The organism is Nonomuraea aridisoli (genome assembly GCF_003236395.1).
Lineage (GTDB): Bacteria > Actinomycetota > Actinomycetes > Streptosporangiales > Streptosporangiaceae > Nonomuraea > Nonomuraea aridisoli.
Map to the genome: position 1 here is coordinate 13,589 of NZ_POUD01000104.1, position 13,936 is coordinate 27,524.

17 protein-coding genes are annotated in these 13,936 nt (G+C 71.3%); 7 read left to right on the forward strand and 10 right to left on the reverse strand.

Annotated elements, in window-relative coordinates; translation table 11 throughout:
• Window positions 1-2: 2 nt before the first annotated feature.
• Together C1J01_RS23925 and C1J01_RS23930 are read right to left on the reverse strand one after the other, a co-directional pair.
• Window positions 3-767 (reverse strand): cytochrome d ubiquinol oxidase subunit II, encoded by a 765-nt coding sequence (locus C1J01_RS23925; protein WP_111181217.1) that lies wholly within the window; start codon window positions 765-767, stop codon window positions 3-5.
• Between the two features lie 11 nt (window positions 768-778).
• A complete protein-coding gene (locus C1J01_RS23930; protein ID WP_111181218.1) occupies window positions 779-1,942 on the reverse strand; it encodes a cytochrome ubiquinol oxidase subunit I in 1,164 nt (387 codons plus the stop codon).
• Window positions 1,943-2,028: 86 nt separating this feature from the next.
• Here C1J01_RS23930 and C1J01_RS23935 point away from each other — a divergent pair, with 86 nt between their 5' ends.
• Complete coding sequence (locus C1J01_RS23935) at window positions 2,029-2,364, forward strand: helix-turn-helix transcriptional regulator (protein WP_111181219.1); 336 nt, start codon at window positions 2,029-2,031, stop codon at window positions 2,362-2,364.
• A gap of 15 nt (window positions 2,365-2,379) precedes the next feature.
• On the opposite strand, the gene C1J01_RS23940 is transcribed toward C1J01_RS23935, so the two are convergent.
• On the reverse strand, window positions 2,380-3,042 hold the full coding sequence (locus tag C1J01_RS23940) for a permease prefix domain 1-containing protein (RefSeq protein WP_111181220.1): 663 nt from the start codon (window positions 3,040-3,042) through the stop codon (window positions 2,380-2,382).
• A 102-nt stretch (window positions 3,043-3,144) separates the two neighbouring features.
• On the opposite strand from C1J01_RS23940, the gene C1J01_RS23945 reads away from it, so the two are divergent.
• Genes C1J01_RS23945 through C1J01_RS23955 form a run of 3 tightly spaced genes read left to right on the forward strand, consistent with a single transcriptional unit; the run spans window position 3,145 to window position 4,248 of the window.
• Window positions 3,145-3,498: a VOC family protein gene (locus C1J01_RS23945; protein WP_111181221.1), complete on the forward strand. Its 354-nt coding sequence runs from the start codon at window positions 3,145-3,147 to the stop codon at window positions 3,496-3,498.
• The gene (locus tag C1J01_RS23950) at window positions 3,495-3,824 is read left to right on the forward strand and encodes a metalloregulator ArsR/SmtB family transcription factor (protein WP_111181222.1); all 330 of its coding nucleotides are present in this window, start codon (window positions 3,495-3,497) and stop codon (window positions 3,822-3,824) included. Before C1J01_RS23945 ends, C1J01_RS23950 begins: the two co-directional genes overlap by 4 nt.
• Complete coding sequence (locus C1J01_RS23955; RefSeq protein ID WP_111181223.1) at window positions 3,814-4,248, forward strand: SRPBCC family protein; 435 nt, start codon at window positions 3,814-3,816, stop codon at window positions 4,246-4,248. The genes C1J01_RS23950 and C1J01_RS23955 overlap by 11 nt, the downstream gene beginning before the upstream one ends.
• Window positions 4,249-4,312: 64 nt before the next feature.
• Here the strand turns inward: C1J01_RS23955 and C1J01_RS23960 are convergent, their stop codons facing one another.
• Entirely contained in the window at window positions 4,313-5,605 is a 1,293-nt protein-coding gene (locus tag C1J01_RS23960) for a pentapeptide repeat-containing protein (protein ID WP_111181224.1), read from the reverse strand.
• Between the two features lie 62 nt (window positions 5,606-5,667).
• Window positions 5,668-6,177, reverse strand: coding sequence for an MFS transporter (locus C1J01_RS51375; RefSeq protein WP_220040066.1), 510 nt, complete (start codon window positions 6,175-6,177; stop codon window positions 5,668-5,670).
• Window positions 6,178-6,188: 11 nt separating this feature from the next.
• Here C1J01_RS51375 and C1J01_RS51380 point away from each other — a divergent pair, with 11 nt between their 5' ends.
• Entirely contained in the window at window positions 6,189-6,443 is a 255-nt protein-coding gene (locus tag C1J01_RS51380) for a hypothetical protein (RefSeq protein ID WP_220040067.1), read from the forward strand.
• Between the two features lie 101 nt (window positions 6,444-6,544).
• Here the strand turns inward: C1J01_RS51380 and C1J01_RS23970 are convergent, their stop codons facing one another.
• Together C1J01_RS23970 and C1J01_RS23975 are read right to left on the reverse strand one after the other, a co-directional pair.
• Window positions 6,545-8,932 carry an ATP-binding cassette domain-containing protein gene (locus tag C1J01_RS23970; RefSeq protein WP_111181225.1) on the reverse strand — a complete coding sequence of 796 codons (2,388 nt, stop codon included), beginning with the start codon at window positions 8,930-8,932 and terminating at the stop codon, window positions 6,545-6,547.
• Window positions 8,933-9,106: 174 nt separating this feature from the next.
• On the reverse strand, window positions 9,107-9,517 hold the full coding sequence (locus C1J01_RS23975) for a VOC family protein (RefSeq protein WP_111181226.1): 411 nt from the start codon (window positions 9,515-9,517) through the stop codon (window positions 9,107-9,109).
• Between the two features lie 155 nt (window positions 9,518-9,672).
• Between C1J01_RS23975 and trxA the strand changes: the two genes are divergently transcribed.
• Window positions 9,673-10,047, forward strand: a complete 375-nt coding sequence (gene trxA / locus C1J01_RS23980) for a thioredoxin (protein WP_111181227.1) — start codon at window positions 9,673-9,675, stop codon at window positions 10,045-10,047.
• 51 nt (window positions 10,048-10,098) lie between these two features.
• Here trxA and C1J01_RS23985 read toward each other — a convergent pair whose 3' ends face one another.
• The 3 genes from C1J01_RS23985 to C1J01_RS23995 all read right to left on the reverse strand — a co-directional run bounded on the left by C1J01_RS23985 (window position 10,099) and on the right by C1J01_RS23995 (window position 13,636).
• On the reverse strand, window positions 10,099-10,866 hold the full coding sequence (locus tag C1J01_RS23985) for an SAM-dependent methyltransferase (RefSeq protein ID WP_235854627.1): 768 nt from the start codon (window positions 10,864-10,866) through the stop codon (window positions 10,099-10,101).
• A 144-nt stretch (window positions 10,867-11,010) separates the two neighbouring features.
• Entirely contained in the window at window positions 11,011-12,348 is a 1,338-nt protein-coding gene (locus tag C1J01_RS23990) for a class II 3-deoxy-7-phosphoheptulonate synthase (protein ID WP_111181229.1), read from the reverse strand.
• A 91-nt stretch (window positions 12,349-12,439) separates the two neighbouring features.
• Window positions 12,440-13,636 (reverse strand): FAD-dependent oxidoreductase, encoded by a 1,197-nt coding sequence (locus C1J01_RS23995; protein WP_111181230.1) that lies wholly within the window; start codon window positions 13,634-13,636, stop codon window positions 12,440-12,442.
• 119 nt (window positions 13,637-13,755) lie between these two features.
• Here C1J01_RS23995 and C1J01_RS24000 point away from each other — a divergent pair.
• A partial coding sequence (locus C1J01_RS24000; protein WP_181448932.1) for an RskA family anti-sigma factor occupies window positions 13,756-13,936 on the forward strand: 181 nt, incomplete at its 3' end.

Sequence of the window (13,936 nt, forward strand, 5' to 3'; positions counted from 1 at the left end):
CCTCAGAAGAAGGAGGGGACGCGGTCGGCGTCCTTCCCTGGCCGGAAAGTCCGCCACACCCATACTTGCGCGCCCAGGATCACCGGCGCGAAGGGCAGCACCATGACACTGAGCACATTCAACGTAGCGCTTGGCGCGCTGTGCTCCAGCAGGTACGGCGCCGCCCCCGCCAGCACCCCCAGCGCCGGCAGCGCGGCCAGCAGCCCCGACACCAGCAACGCCCGCCCCGAGCGGGCGGTCCCGAACGCGCCCGGCGCCCGCCAGCCCAGGAACGTCTGCCCGTGCAGGGCGAACAGCAGCGACACGACCACGCCCAGCAGGAGCCCGAGCGGGTGCACGGGGGAGGCCGTGAAGCCGGTGGCGGCGGCGTACAGGGTCATGCCCCAGCCGAACGACAACCCCAGCGAGCCGAACGCGATCATCGCGTCCCAGAAGCCGCGCCAGCGGGGGCCGTCGACCCTGCGCCGGAACCACAGCCCGGCGTCGCGCAGGATCCAGCTCAGCAGCATGGCCACGACCAGGGGATACAGCCCGAACAGCACCCGCCCCTCCAGCAGCGGGTAGACCCCGAACAGCGTCCCGGCCACCGCCACCAGCCACACCTCGTTGGCCAGCACGTACGGCGCCATGGCGGCCACCATCCGGTCCCGGGTCTCCCGGGTGCGGCCCAGCACCGGCAGCAGCAGCCCGACACCCAGGTCGAACCCCTCAAGGGCGAAATATCCGGCGAGCAGCAGCGCGAAGACGACGAACCACAGCATTTCCATGTCAGGACTCCTCAGTAGCTCAGCGCGGGGGAGCGCGTCTCAGGGGCGGTGGCCCCGAGGTCGGGCGCCTGCGGCCCGCGCCGGATGACCCGGGCGATGAGCACGTAGTCGACGACCGCCAGCAGCCCCAGCACGGCCGTGAACGCGATCAGTGACGCGGTCACCATGCCCGCGGTCAGCCCGGGCGACATGGCGTCGGCCACGGTGAGCTTTTCCCAGATCATCCACGGCTGCCGCCCGACCTCGCGGGCCACCCAGCCGAGGATCGCCAGCGCGAACGGCAGCGGCGTCATCACGATGAGGATCGGATGCGCCCACCGCCTCCGGTGCAGGTTGCGGACCATCGGCAGCATCACGAACAGCACGATCAGCCCCAGCAGCTGCCCGAACTCGATCATGAGTCCGAGCGCGATCGCCGCCCCGGTGTTGTCCCACTTGCCCTCCTGGACGCCGGCGAACTGCGCGTACCCGAAGCCCATCGTGAGGAAGATGCCGATGGCGGCCGTGACCACGCCGGTCCGCAGGGACCTGGTGAAGAACTCCGCCTCGGGGGCGCGCCGCCGCAGCTTGTACGCGCTCGCGCCGACCAGCACCATGCCGCCGGTGAACAGCCCCGCCCCGATCACGTGCGGGAACGAGAAGACCAGCGCCTCGTTCGTCAGCAGGGCGCCGAAGTCGGTCAGCGCCAGCCGGTCGCCGGAGACCAACGCGCCCGCCGGGTTCTGCAGGAACGAGTTGGCCACCATGGTGAAGAACGCGCTCCCGTACGCCGTCAGCGTCACGAGCCAGATGCAGGCGACGTGCGCCCAGCGGGGCAGCCGCCCCCAGCCGAAGATCCACAGCCCCAGGAACGTCGACTCCAGGAAGAACGCCACCAGCGTCTCCATGGCCAGCGGCGCGCCGAAGACGTCCCCCGCGTAGTGGGACAGCCCGCTCCACGCCAGCCCGAACTGGAACTCCATCACCAGCCCGGTGACGATGCCCAGCGCGTAGTTGACGACGTAGACCTGCCCCCAGAACCGCGTCATCCGCTCGTGCAGCGGGTTCCCCGACCGCGCCCAGCGGGTGTGCATGATCGCCACCAGCGGCGCCAGACCCAGCGTGAGCACCACGAACAGGAAGTGCAGGCTGCCCGTCACCGCGAACTGCGTGCGGGCCAGATCGAGTACGTCCATCACGACTCCGTTGTTGTGCCTATCTACATATAGACAGCCTACATGTAGACTGCCTACATGACGAACGGATGTCTAGGATCGGACACATGAATCCGGACGCGCTGCGCGGGCACATGGACGCGCTGCTGCTCTCAGTGCTGGAGCGGGAGCCGCTGCACGGCTACGCCATCATCGAGGCCCTGCAGGAACGCAGCGGCGGCGCGCTCAGCGTGCCGACGGGCACCGTCTATCCGGCGCTGCGCAGGCTCGAGCGCATCGGCCACCTGTCGAGCGAGTGGGCCACGGTGGGCGGGCGCAGGCGGCGCACCTACCGGCTGACCGAGTCGGGCAGGAAACAGCTCGAGGGTGAACGGTCGGCCTGGCGGGAGTTCACCAGCGTGATCGGCAGCGTGCTGCGGGCGGAGGCGAGCGGCCCGGCGTGACGGGCGGCCGGCCGGTCAGCGCGCGGGGGAGCGGGTCAGGCTCAGGCAGCGCGTCGCGCAGTAGATCTGCAGGCCCCACATGGCCGAGGTCACCAGGTTGGCCAGCACCGTGGGGAGGGCGTCGAGGGTGTTGGGCGCGCTCGCGCCGTACGACAGCAGCAGCGCCAGCCCGCCGGTGGCGGGCAGCGTGACCCAGACGAGCACCGCCATCGACCTGATCGCCAGGCGCGGCCGGCGGATCCAGCGGGCGCCCCGGCTCAGCGCGAAGAGCACGAGCCCGCCGTAGAGCCCGAGGCCGAGCTGGATGACGTCGAGCAGTCGCGAGACCGGCATGAACCACGCCGGCTGGTTGAGCCAGGCGTCGTCGGTGGCCGGATGGAGCCGCCACAACACCGACCACATCGCCACCGTGATCGGGACGCTCACGAACAGCAGCACCCCGAGCCGCCGGCCCGACACGGCGGTCAGCTCCGCCTGGTAGCCGGGCGCGACCTCGCGAATCTCGCCGAACTCCGCCACCGCCAGCCGTTCGGCCTCGGCCCGGTCGACTCCCTCGGCCTCCAGCGCGTCGGCGGCGTCGACCAGGCTGTCGCGGGCCTCGACGACCAGGTCGCGCTTGGGGCCGTGCGGCCCGGACAGTGCGCCGCTGAGCTCGGCCACGTAGTCGTCGATGCGCATGGCCTCAAGTCTAGGGACGCGGGCTTCGGGGTCCCATCCGGGAAAGCCCTGATATCGGCACCGGGTTGATGCGTAGGATAATTCCTACGTATAGTGTCCGGCATGCTCATCTCCTCGATTCTCACCGTCACCGTGCCCGTCGCCGACCAGGACCGCGCGCTCGACTTCTACGCGGGCGTCCTCGCCTTCGAGGTGCGCACCGACAACCCGTTCCCGATGGGCCGCTGGCTCACCGTCGCCCCGAAGGGGGCCGGCACCACGCTGTTGCTGGCCTCCTGGTTCCCTGACATGGCGCCCATCGGCGGCCTGGTCCTCGCCTCCCCCGACCTCGACGCGCTCGCCGACCGGCTGCGGGCCGCCGAGGTCGCCTTCGAGGGGCCGGAGCAGCAGGCGTGGGGCTGTCAGCTGCTTTTCCACGACCCGTTCGGCAACGGCTTCGTGGTCAGCCAGGCGTGAGCGCCGACCACCTGTTCGCCGCGCTGGCCAGCCCGGCGCGGCGGGAGCTGCTGCGGATGTTGCGCGACGAGGGCGCCCAGCCCGCCGGCCGGCTGGCCGAGCGGTTCGACATGAGCCGGCCGAGCGTGTCGGAGCATCTCAAGGTGCTCAAGGACGCCGGCCTGGTCGCCGAGACCCGCAAGGGCCGCGAGCGCCACTACCGGCTGGAGGCGGCGCCGCTCATGGAGCTGCGCGACTGGCTCACCCCGTACGAACGGTTCTGGCGCGAGCGGCTCACGGCGCTCGACGCCCTGCTCGACGACATGGAGGACCAAGATGCCCGCTGAGGATCGCACCGCCATCAGGCTCGACCAGTTTCTCGCGCATCCGCCGTCGAAGGTGTGGCGGGCGCTCACCGAGCCGGAGCTGATGGCCAAGTGGCTCATGCCGAACGACTTCAAGCCCGAGGTGGGGCATCGGTTCACGTTCACCACCCAGCCGAAGAAGGCGGTGGGGTTCGACGGCATCGTGCACTGCGAGGTGCTGGAGATCGAGCCGGAGAAGCTCCTGCGGATCAGCTGGAGCGACGGGAAGCAGGCCGACTGGACGGTCACCTGGCGGCTGGAGCCCGAAGGGCGGGGCACCCGGCTGTTCCTCGACCACGAGGGCTTCGACCCGGACGACGAGGTGCAGCAGCTGTCCCGCCGCATCATGGGCGGCGGCTGGCCCCGCCACTTCCGCACGATCGACTTCCTCGCCGCCACCCTCTGAACGGCCCCTCAGCGGGGGCCCGTTCCGCTCGGCCGGGTTGCTGCCTCCAGCCTTCGCAGGGCCCTCAGCGGGGGGATCGGGGCGCGGCCGACAGCACGTCGGCGATCGTTGCCGGCAGGGATCGCCGGGCCGCCCGGCCGGCACCAAGGACGCGCCAGGCGAGCCACGGGCCCCGGCCCGCCCGGCGGCGCAGCCCGTCGGGCGCGTACGCCAGGACGGTCGGGGGACCGGCCGTGGTGCCGGCTCGCGAGCCCCGGTGGCCGGAGGCGCCCGGGGCGGCGAGCGTGCCCGTGGGGCGGTCGTCGGCCGGCGTGCGCCTGCGCACCAGCCAGCGCAACATCGGCCAGCGCAGGCTCACCCGCATCCCGCGCGGCGTGAGCGCGAACGTGCACTCCTTGACCCGCACCCCCGTCGGGTCGGCGAGCCCGGCGAACCGGCACGCCGACAGGTCGAGCCCGCGCAGCCCCAGGTCGGGCGCCTGCACCTGGCGCAGCGACGTGATCGCGGAAGCGCCGCGCCCGGTCACGGTGGCCGGCCCGCGCAGCACCGCGCCCTCCAGGTCGGCCTGCGAGTCGGTCAGCCGCACCGTCGCCGTGCCCGTCACGCGCACGCCGCGAAGGTCCACGCCGCAGCGCGTGACCGCCACGTCGAGCAGCCCGTCGGCGCGCGCCCTGGCCGCCGACAGCCGCCCGGTGGCCGACAGGTACGCGTCCGCGGCGAAGTGCGCGGCGTCGAACCCGGCGTGGCCGGTGACCTTGCGGAACGAGAGCGTACGGCCGAAGCGGGCGCCCCTGAAGAAGGCGCCGCCGCCGAATCTGGCCCCCTCGAATCTGGCACCGTCGAAGGCGGCGTAGCCGTCGAACCTGGCCCGCTCGCCCGACAGCCCGTGCCCGAACACCGCCTGGCTGAACAGCGCGTCGCGGGCCATCACGGCCCGGTCGAGCGAGACGTGCCCGCGCACGGTGACGCCGTGGAAGGACAGCTCGCGGGCGAACCGGGCGTCGGCCAGCGACACGTTGCCCTCGAACCGGGCGCCGAAGAACGAGGCCAGCCGCTCGAACCGGGCGCCGTCGAGCGACACGTCGCCCGCGAACGTGACGCCGGACAGCCGTACGTCGCCGGTGAAGGTGACCCGGTCGAAGCGGGTCCGGCCGGGCCGGTGGCCGGCGGCCCGCAGGACCCGGGACAGCAGGTCGCTGCTGACGGTGGTGCCGCGCAGGTCGAGCAGGCGGCCGGGGGTGATCGCGCCGAGGGCGGCGCCGAGGTGCTCGGGGGTGAGGTGAGCGAGGCAGAAGCCGGACGGCCGGCTAGCGACTCCGGTGCAGGCAGCCGAGTACGCGCAGGTGACCCAGTCCATGCCTGGGTGATACCCGCCGGGGCTCCGGGTCAAGTTTCGGTGATTTTATGTCTTATCCACTTTTAAGCAGAAATATGCGCACTAATTCGGGTGCGGCGTCGGGCCAGCAGCACGGCGCACGCGACGGCGCCGAGCGCCACGGTGGCGAGCCCCGAGCCGCCGAGCGTCGCCCGCGCGCCCAGCGCCGCGGTGAGCGGCCCGCCGATCGCCGTGCCGGGCGGCGAGGCGGTCAGCGGCGCCGCGCTGCGCGCCGCGAGCATCGCCGCCAGGTGTCGCGGCGGCGCCTTCGCCTGCATGAGCGTCAACGACAGCGCCACGAACGGCCCGTAGATCAGGCCGCCGAGCGCGAAGCACGCGACGGTGACGGCCACCGGCACGTCGAACCCGAACGGCAGCAGCGCCAGCCCCCACCCGACCACGATGGCGACCGTCACCGGCCAGAGCGGCAGCCGCCGCAACGCGCCGACCGCGAGCCCGCCGAGCAGCGCGCCGACGCCGAACAACATCCAGTACAGGCCGAGCAGCGTGCCCGGCGCCCCAAGGTCGCCGGTAGACGGGGCCGTACAGGACATTGAAGAACCAGGTGAGCGTGAGCAGCCCGGCGAGCCAGGCGAGCGGCACGGCGCCGAGGACGACGCCGCGCAGCACGTTGTCGGCGAGCAGCAGCCGCCTGGCCGGCATCCGGCGCAACCGGCGGCCGAACACCAGCGCGCCGGCCACGCCGGGCAACGTGTACGCGGCCACCGCGCCGCCGACCCACAACCCCGCGCTCGCCTGCGGCGCGAGCTCGATGGCCAGCCACGCCACCGCGACGAAGCTCATCCCGTCCCCGAGGTAGGAGACCGCGAAGCCGAGGATCAGCCGCCGGAACACGCGGTCGGCGAGCAACGGCCGGTAGGCGGACGGAACGAGACGTGACATCAGGGGCATTCAGCAGGGTCAGGCGCCGACGTAGGCCGCGAGGTGCTCGCCGGTGAGGGTCGAGCGGGCGGCGACGAGGTCGGCGGGCGTGCCCTCGAAGACGACCCGCCCGCCGTCGTGGCCGGCGCCGGGGCCGAGGTCGATGATCCAGTCGGCGTGCGCCATGACCGCCTGGTGGTGCTCGATCACGATGACCGACTTGCCGGCGTCGACGAGCCGGTCGAGCAGGCCGAGCAGCTGCTCCACGTCGGCCAGGTGCAGGCCCGTGGTCGGCTCGTCGAGGACGTACACGCCGCCCGACTCGCCCATGTGGGTGGCCAGCTTGAGCCGCTGCCGCTCGCCGCCGGACAGCGTGGTGAGTGGCTGGCCCAGGGTGAGGTAGCCGAGCCCGACGTCGGAGAGCCGGGTGAGGATCTTGTGCGCGGCCGGCGTGCGGGCCTCGCCGGAGCCGAAGAACTCCTCGGCCTCGGTCACCGACATCGCCAGCACCTCGCTGATGTCACGGCCGCCGAGACGGTGCTCCAGCACCGCGGCCTGGAAGCGCTTGCCCTCGCACTCCTCGCAGGGGGTGGCGACGCCCGCCATCATCGCCAGGTCGGTGTAGATGACGCCGGCGCCGTTGCAGGTGGGGCAGGCGCCCTCGGAGTTGGCGCTGAACAGCGCCGGCTTCACGCCGTTGGCCTTGGCGAACGCCTTGCGGATCGGGTCGAGCAGCCCGGTGTACGTCGCCGGGTTGCTCCGCCTGGACCCGCGGATCGCGCCCTGGTCGACCGACACCACGCCCGCGCCGGCCGGGATCGACCCGTGCACGAGCGAGCTCTTGCCGGAGCCGGCCACGCCGGTGACGACGACGAGCACGCCGAGCGGGATGTCGACGTCGACGTTCTGCAGGTTGTGGGTGTTCGCGCCGCGGATCGGCAGCGTGCCGGCGGGCTCGCGCACCGTCTTCTTGAGCGCGGCCCGGTCGTCGAGGTGGCGGCCGGTGAGGGTGTCGCTGCTCCGCAGCCCCTCGACGGTGCCCTCGAAGCAGACGGTGCCGCCCGCCGTGCCGGCGCCGGGGCCGAGGTCGATGACGTGGTCGGCGATCGCGATCGTCTCCGGCTTGTGCTCCACGACGAGCACCGTGTTGCCCTTGTCGCGCAGCCGCCGCAGCAGGTCGTTCATCCGCTGGATGTCATGGGGGTGCAGGCCGATGGTGGGCTCGTCGAAGACGTAGGTGACGTCGGTGAGCGAGGAGCCGAGGTGGCGGATCATCTTGACGCGCTGCGCCTCGCCGCCCGACAGCGTGCCCGACGGCCGCTCCAGCGAGAGGTAGCCGAGCCCGATCTCCACGAACGAGTCGAGGATGTGCCGCAGCTTGGCGAGCAGCGGCGCCACCGACGGCTCGTCGAGGTCGCGCACCCAGGCGGCCAGGTCGCTGATCTGCATCGCGCACGCGTCGGCGATGCTGATGCCCCTGATCTTCGACGACCGGGCGGCCGCGCTGAGCCGGGTGCCGTCGCACTCGGGGCAGGTGGTGAAGATGACGGCCCGGTCGACGAAGGCCCGGATGTGCGGCTGCATCGCCTCGCGGTCCTTGGCGAGGAACGACTTCTGGATCCGCGGGATCAGGCCCTCGTACGTCACGTTGACGTTGTCGACCTTGATCCGGGTGGGCTCCTTGTGGAGGAGGTCGTCGAGCTCCTTCTTGGTGTAGTCGCGGATCGGCTTGTCCGGGTCGAGGAAGCCCGAGCCCATGAAGATGCGGCCGTACCAGCCGTCCATGCTGTAGCCGGGGATGGTGAGCGCGCCCTCGGCGAGCGACTTGCCGGCGTCGTACAACTGGGAGAGGTCGAAGTCGGTGACCGAGCCGCGGCCCTCGCATCGTGTGCACATGCCGCCGGTGCGGGTGAAGCTCACCCGCTCGGCCTTACGGTCGCCGCGCTCCACGGTGATCGCGCCGGACGCCCGTACCGAGGCGACGTTGAACGAGAACGCCTGCGGCGAGCCGATGTGCGGCTGCCCGAGCCGGCTGAACAGGATGCGCAGCATCGCGTTGGCGTCGGTCGCGGTGCCGACGGTGGAGCGGGGGTCGGCGCCGAGCCGCTCCTGGTCGACGATGATCGCCGTCGTCAGCCCTTCGAGGACGTCGACCTCCGGCCGCGCCAGCGTCGGCATGAAGCCCTGGACGAACGCGCTGTAGGTCTCGTTGATCAGCCGCTGCGACTCCGCCGCGATCGTGCCGAACACCAGCGAGCTCTTGCCCGAGCCCGACACGCCGGTGAAGACCGTCAGCCGGCGCTTCGGGATCTCGACGCTGACGTCCTTCAGGTTGTTCACCCGCGCGCCCTGCACGCGGATCAGATCGTGGCTGTCGGCGACGTGCGCAGCGGGCGACTGCGTGTCCGTCCTCGTGGTCATGCTCATTCCATCTCCATCTGGTGGGTCTTGTCGGGCGGAGCCGCCTCCGCGTTCTCCGTCGGCGTCGCCTGCGTCGATTCAACCAGTTGCGGGCGCTATGTCCTGCGGCGTCTCAGGACCCCGGCGCGGTCCTCACGTGGAGACCCGGCGCGCGCCGCGAAGCTCTGGCACGCCCGGCCGTCACCGCAGTTCGACGATGCGGATCAGGTTGCCCGCGGGGTCGCGGAAGGCGCAGTCGCGCACGCCGTACGGCTGGTCGGTTGGTTCCTGGACGACGTCGGCGTCGCCGGCCTGCAGCCGCTCGAAGGCGGCGTCGAGGTCGGCGGTGGCCAGGTTGACGCCGGCGTAGCAGCCCTTGGCCATCATCTCGGCGATGACGCGCTGCTCCTCCTCGGTGATGCCGGGGTCGGCGGCCGGCGGGTACAGGACGATGGACGTGCCGGGCTGCTCGGGGGGACCGACCGTGATCCAGCGCATCCCGCCGTGGCCGACGTCGTTGCGGACCTCGAAGCCCAGCGTGTCGCGGTAGAAGGCCAGGGCGGCGTCCGGGTCGTCGTGCGGCAGGAAACACGTCTGAATGGTGATGTCCATGGGGTCAGGCTAGGTGCCGCTCGAAGGGGGCGCTTCTCGATTCCTGACCGGTCCGCCGGCACGGCCGGCGCGCCCGCGGCGGGAGCATGGAATGCTGGGCACGGGTATGTGGTTGACACGGACGCAACACAGCGACGACGAGCAAGGAGCCACCTGTGGCGACCATCGAGGTGACCGAGAAGAACTTCAACGACATCGCCGACAAGGGGATCGTCCTGCTCGACTTCTGGGCCGAGTGGTGCCCGCCGTGCAAGAAGTTCGGGCCGATCTTCGAGCAGGCGTCCGACAAGCACGACGACATCACGTTCGGCAAGATCGACACTGACGCGGAGCAGGCTCTCGCGCAGGGCTTCGAGATCACCTCGATCCCGACCCTGATGGCCATCCGCGACGGCATCGTGGTCTTCGCCCAGGCCGGCGCCCTCCCGTCGCTCGCGCTCGAAGACCTCATCCGCCAGGTCCGGGCGCTCGACATGGACGCGATCCGGGCCGAGCTCAGCGAGGAGCTGAAGAACGCCCAGCAGAGCTGACGACACACCGGAAAGCCCCGCCATCCCGGCGGGGCTTTCGCGTGCCCGGGGTCAGGGCTTGCGGCCGACGCCGACGTACCCGAAGGTGATGCTGTCGCCGCCGAGGTGCGGCTCGTCGGGACGCCAGCCGTTCGGGTGCGTCAGCCCCGGCTCGGCCAGTTCGTAGCCGTCGAAGAAGCGCAGGACGCCCTCGCGGGTGCGCAGGTGCAAGGCGGCCGTGCTCTTGCGGTAGATCTCCTCCGCCTCCGGCGTGGTGTCCGGGGTGGTGTCCACGGCGTGGCTGATCACCAGATGGCTGCCCGGCGCGCTCACGTCCCGCACCTTGCCCACCAGGTCGTAGGCGATCTCGTCGGGGACGAAGTGCAGCAGCGCCAGCATCAGGAACGCCACCGGCCGGTCGAAGTCGACCATGCCGTTCAGCTTGTCGAGCAGCACGTCGGGCTCGCGCACGTCCGCCTGGAGGAAGTCGACGTTCTCCGTCCTGGCCAGCAGGGCCCTGCCGTGCACGCACACCACGGAGTCGTAGTCGACGTAGACCACGCGCGCGTCCCGCGCGATCTCATGGGTGTTGCCCTGGGTCGGCAGCCCCGCGCCCAGGTCGACGATCTGCCGCACGCCGGAGCCGACCACATGACGCACGGCCCGGCGCAGGAACGCCCGGTTCGCACGGGCGCCTTCCCTGGTGTGGGGGAACGTCTTGAGGATCTGCTCCGCCGCTGCGCGGTCGGCTGCGAAGTTGTCCTTGCCGTCGAGGAAGTAGTCGTACATCCGTGCGACGTTGGGGACGTTCGGGTCGACCCCCTCCGGAGCGCTATCCACGTTTTCTCCCAACATTGACCGTTTTGGGGGCGATCATAGCCGGGCGATCCGTGATGCATCGGGTTTCCCTGGGGCTCATGGTGAGACCTGGATCACTCCGGGAGCAGACGCCCTCCGGCCGGAGGGCGTCTGGTCGCAGGGGGATCAGCCGCGGTAGAGCTCCGCGACGCGGAAGGCGAGGTCGAGAGACTGGCCGCGGTTGAGCCGGGGGTCGCAGGCCGTCTCGTAGCGGGTGGCGAGGTCCATCTCGCCGATCTCGTGGCCGCCGCCGACGCACTCGGTCACGTCGTCGCCGGTGAACTCGATGTGGATGCCGCCCGGGTGGGTGCCGAGCGAGCGGTGCACCTCGAAGAAGCCGGCCACCTCGTCGAGCACGTCGTCGACCCGCCGCGTCTTGTGGCCGCTCGGCGCCTCGAACGTGTTGCCGTGCATCGGGTCGCAGATCCACGCCACCCGGGCTCCGCTCGCGGTGACCTCCTTGACCAGCGCGGGCAGCAGATCACGGATCTTGGAGGCGCCGAAGCGGGTGATGAACGTCAGCCGCCCGGCCTCGTTGGACGGGTTGAGCTTCTCGATGAGCGCCAGCGCGTCGTCGGGCGTGGTGGTCGGGCCCAGCTTGACGCCGATCGGGTTGCGGATCTTCGAGAAGAAGTCGATGTGCGCGCCGTCGAGCTGGCGGGTGCGCTCGCCGATCCAGACCATGTGGGCCGAGACGTCGTACGGCCGGCCCGTGCGCGAGTCGATGCGGGTGAGCGCGCGGTCGTAGTCGAGGATGAGCGCCTCGTGCGAGGAGTAGAACTCGACGGTGTGGAACTCCTCGGGCTCGGCCCCGCAGGCCCGCATGAACGCCAGCGCCTGGTCGATCTCCCGGGCCAGCTGCTCGTAGCGGCGGCCGGCGGGCGACTCGGCGACGAAGTCCTGGTTCCAGGCGTGCACCTGGCGCAGGTCGGCGTAACCGCCCTTGGTGAAGGCGCGGGCGAGGTTGAGCGTCACGGCCGAGGAGTGGTACGCCTTGAGCAGCCGCCACGGGTCGGGCCTGCGCGCCTCGGGGGTGAAGTCGAACCCGTTGACCATGTCGCCGCGGTAGGCGGGCAGCTCGACGCCGTCACGCACCTCGGTGGGCTTGGAGCGCGGCTTGGCGAACTGCCCGGCGACCCGGCCGATCTTCACCACCGGCACCTTGCCCGCGTAGGTCAGCACGATCGCCATCTGCAGCAACGTCTTGAGCTTGTTGCGCACGTTGTCGGCGGTGGCGCCGGAGAAGGTCTCGGCGCAGTCGCCGCCCTGCAGGACGAACGCCTCGCCGCGGACGACGGCGGCCAGCTGGTCCTTCAGCTGGTCGCACTCGCCGGCGAAGACGAGCGGGGGCAGGCCGCCGAGCTCGGCGACGACTTTCTCGAGCTCGCCGCGGTCGGGCCACTCGGGCTGCTGCGCCGCGGGGAGGGCCCGCCAGGAATCAAGATCCACGAGATTGCTGCTCACGAGATACGAGGGTATTCCACTGGCCCGGCCCCACCGACCCTCGTGTCCACGTTGTGAGAATGCGGTGATACGCGTACGAACTCAGCGCGGGTCAAACTTCCTTGACCGTCACGTGCTCGGGGCGGACGCCGTGGCCGATGAACCGCCGGGCCAGCCGGTTGACCAGCGGCAGCCGCGCCGGGTTGCGCGGCAGCCGCGGCGGGCCGGAACCGGTGCTGAGCGCCGGCCTGATCACCCGGTTCTGCACCACCCGCTGGGCGGCCTGCGTGAACCGGGTGGGGAACATCCGGCGCCGCTGCAGCAGGTGGAGCGTGGACTCCGGGATCGGCGCCCCCGACCGCAGTGAGCCGGCCAGCAGGTTGGCGGCGGCGACGGCGTCCTGCACGGCGAGGTTGATGCCCACCCCGAACACCGGTGACATGGCGTGCGCGGCGTCCCCGATGCACAGGAACCCGGGCAGGTGCCAGCGGCGCAACCGGTTGAGCGCGACCGTGAGCACGCTGACGTCGTCGTACCCGCGGATCTCGCCGATCCGGTCGCCCAGCCAGGGCAGCAGCTCCGCGACCGGGCCGCGCAGCGCGTCGATGCCGCCGCGGACGAGGTCGTCGTAGCCGCCCTTGGGGATGAGGTACGCCAGCTGCCAGTAGGTGTCGCGGTTGATCGCCACCATCATGTGGCCGCCCGAGATCCGCAGGAACGGGTCCTCCCGGTCGGTGTCGTGCCGGGGGAGCCGGAACCACACCACGTCCATCGGCGCGTCGAGATCCTCCGGGACGAGCCCGGCACGCGCGCGCAGGGTGGAGGTCCTCCCGTCGGCGGCGACCGTGAGGTCGGCCCTGATCTCGTGGTCGCCGGACGGGTCGCGGTAGCGCAGCCCGCGCACGACGCCGTCCTCGCGGATCAGGTCGTACGCCTCGGCGTTCATCAGCAGCCGGAACCCGGGGTAGCGCCGGGCGGCCGACGTGATGAGCTCCAGGAAGTCCCACTGCGGGACGAAAGCGATGTAGTCGAATTTGCCCGGCATCCCGCGCAGGTTGGCGATTCTCACCTCACCGGCGTCCGTGACGAAGCTGAGGCGGTACGCCTTGTGGTGCGGGAGCTTCAGGAAGTCGCCGGCCAGCCCCAGCTCGTCGAGCACCTGCAGCGTCGAGGGATGGATCGTGTCGCCCCTGAAGTCGCGCAGGAAGTCACCGTGTTTCTCCAGCAGCGTCACCTCGACGCCCGCTCTGGCGAGGATCAGCGCGAGCACCGCGCCCGCCGGACCGCCGCCCGCTATTACGCATCCCATAATTCATCACCCAATGAAATTGTCTCACGCCGTGGGAAAAGCGCAAGGCGTCCGGGCCATCCGACATGCCCGAGTGGCCGAAGTACATGCGTCAGCCGTCTCTCGCTGCGGAGTGGACGATGAACGACGAGCTCCACGCCCTCTCCGGCGCCTACGCCGTGCACGCGCTGCCGTCCGCGGAGCGGGCGCGGTTCGAGGCGCACCTGCCGGGGTGTCCCGCCTGCGCGGCCGAGGTCCGCCGGCTGCGCGAGACGGCCGCCCGCCTGGCCGAGACGGCGGCCGAGCCGCCCCCGCCGTCCC

Excerpts from the sequence above, each read along its gene's own strand:
- C1J01_RS23925 (WP_111181217.1), bottom strand. The coding sequence starts at position 767 with ATGGAAATGCTGTGGTTCGTCGTCTTCGCGCTGCTGCTCGCCGGATAT.
- C1J01_RS23930 (WP_111181218.1), bottom strand. The coding sequence starts at position 1,942 with ATGGACGTACTCGATCTGGCCCGCACGCAGTTCGCGGTGACGGGCAGC.
- C1J01_RS23935 (WP_111181219.1), top strand. The coding sequence starts at position 2,029 with ATGAATCCGGACGCGCTGCGCGGGCACATGGACGCGCTGCTGCTCTCA.
- C1J01_RS23940 (WP_111181220.1), bottom strand. The coding sequence starts at position 3,042 with ATGCGCATCGACGACTACGTGGCCGAGCTCAGCGGCGCACTGTCCGGG.
- C1J01_RS23945 (WP_111181221.1), top strand. The coding sequence starts at position 3,145 with ATGCTCATCTCCTCGATTCTCACCGTCACCGTGCCCGTCGCCGACCAG.
- C1J01_RS23955 (WP_111181223.1), top strand. The coding sequence starts at position 3,814 with ATGCCCGCTGAGGATCGCACCGCCATCAGGCTCGACCAGTTTCTCGCG.
- C1J01_RS23960 (WP_111181224.1), bottom strand. The coding sequence starts at position 5,605 with ATGGACTGGGTCACCTGCGCGTACTCGGCTGCCTGCACCGGAGTCGCT.
- C1J01_RS51375 (WP_220040066.1), bottom strand. The coding sequence starts at position 6,177 with ATGTCCTGTACGGCCCCGTCTACCGGCGACCTTGGGGCGCCGGGCACG.
- C1J01_RS23970 (WP_111181225.1), bottom strand. The coding sequence starts at position 8,932 with ATGAGCATGACCACGAGGACGGACACGCAGTCGCCCGCTGCGCACGTC.
- C1J01_RS23975 (WP_111181226.1), bottom strand. The coding sequence starts at position 9,517 with ATGGACATCACCATTCAGACGTGTTTCCTGCCGCACGACGACCCGGAC.
- C1J01_RS23995 (WP_111181230.1), bottom strand. The coding sequence starts at position 13,636 with ATGGGATGCGTAATAGCGGGCGGCGGTCCGGCGGGCGCGGTGCTCGCG.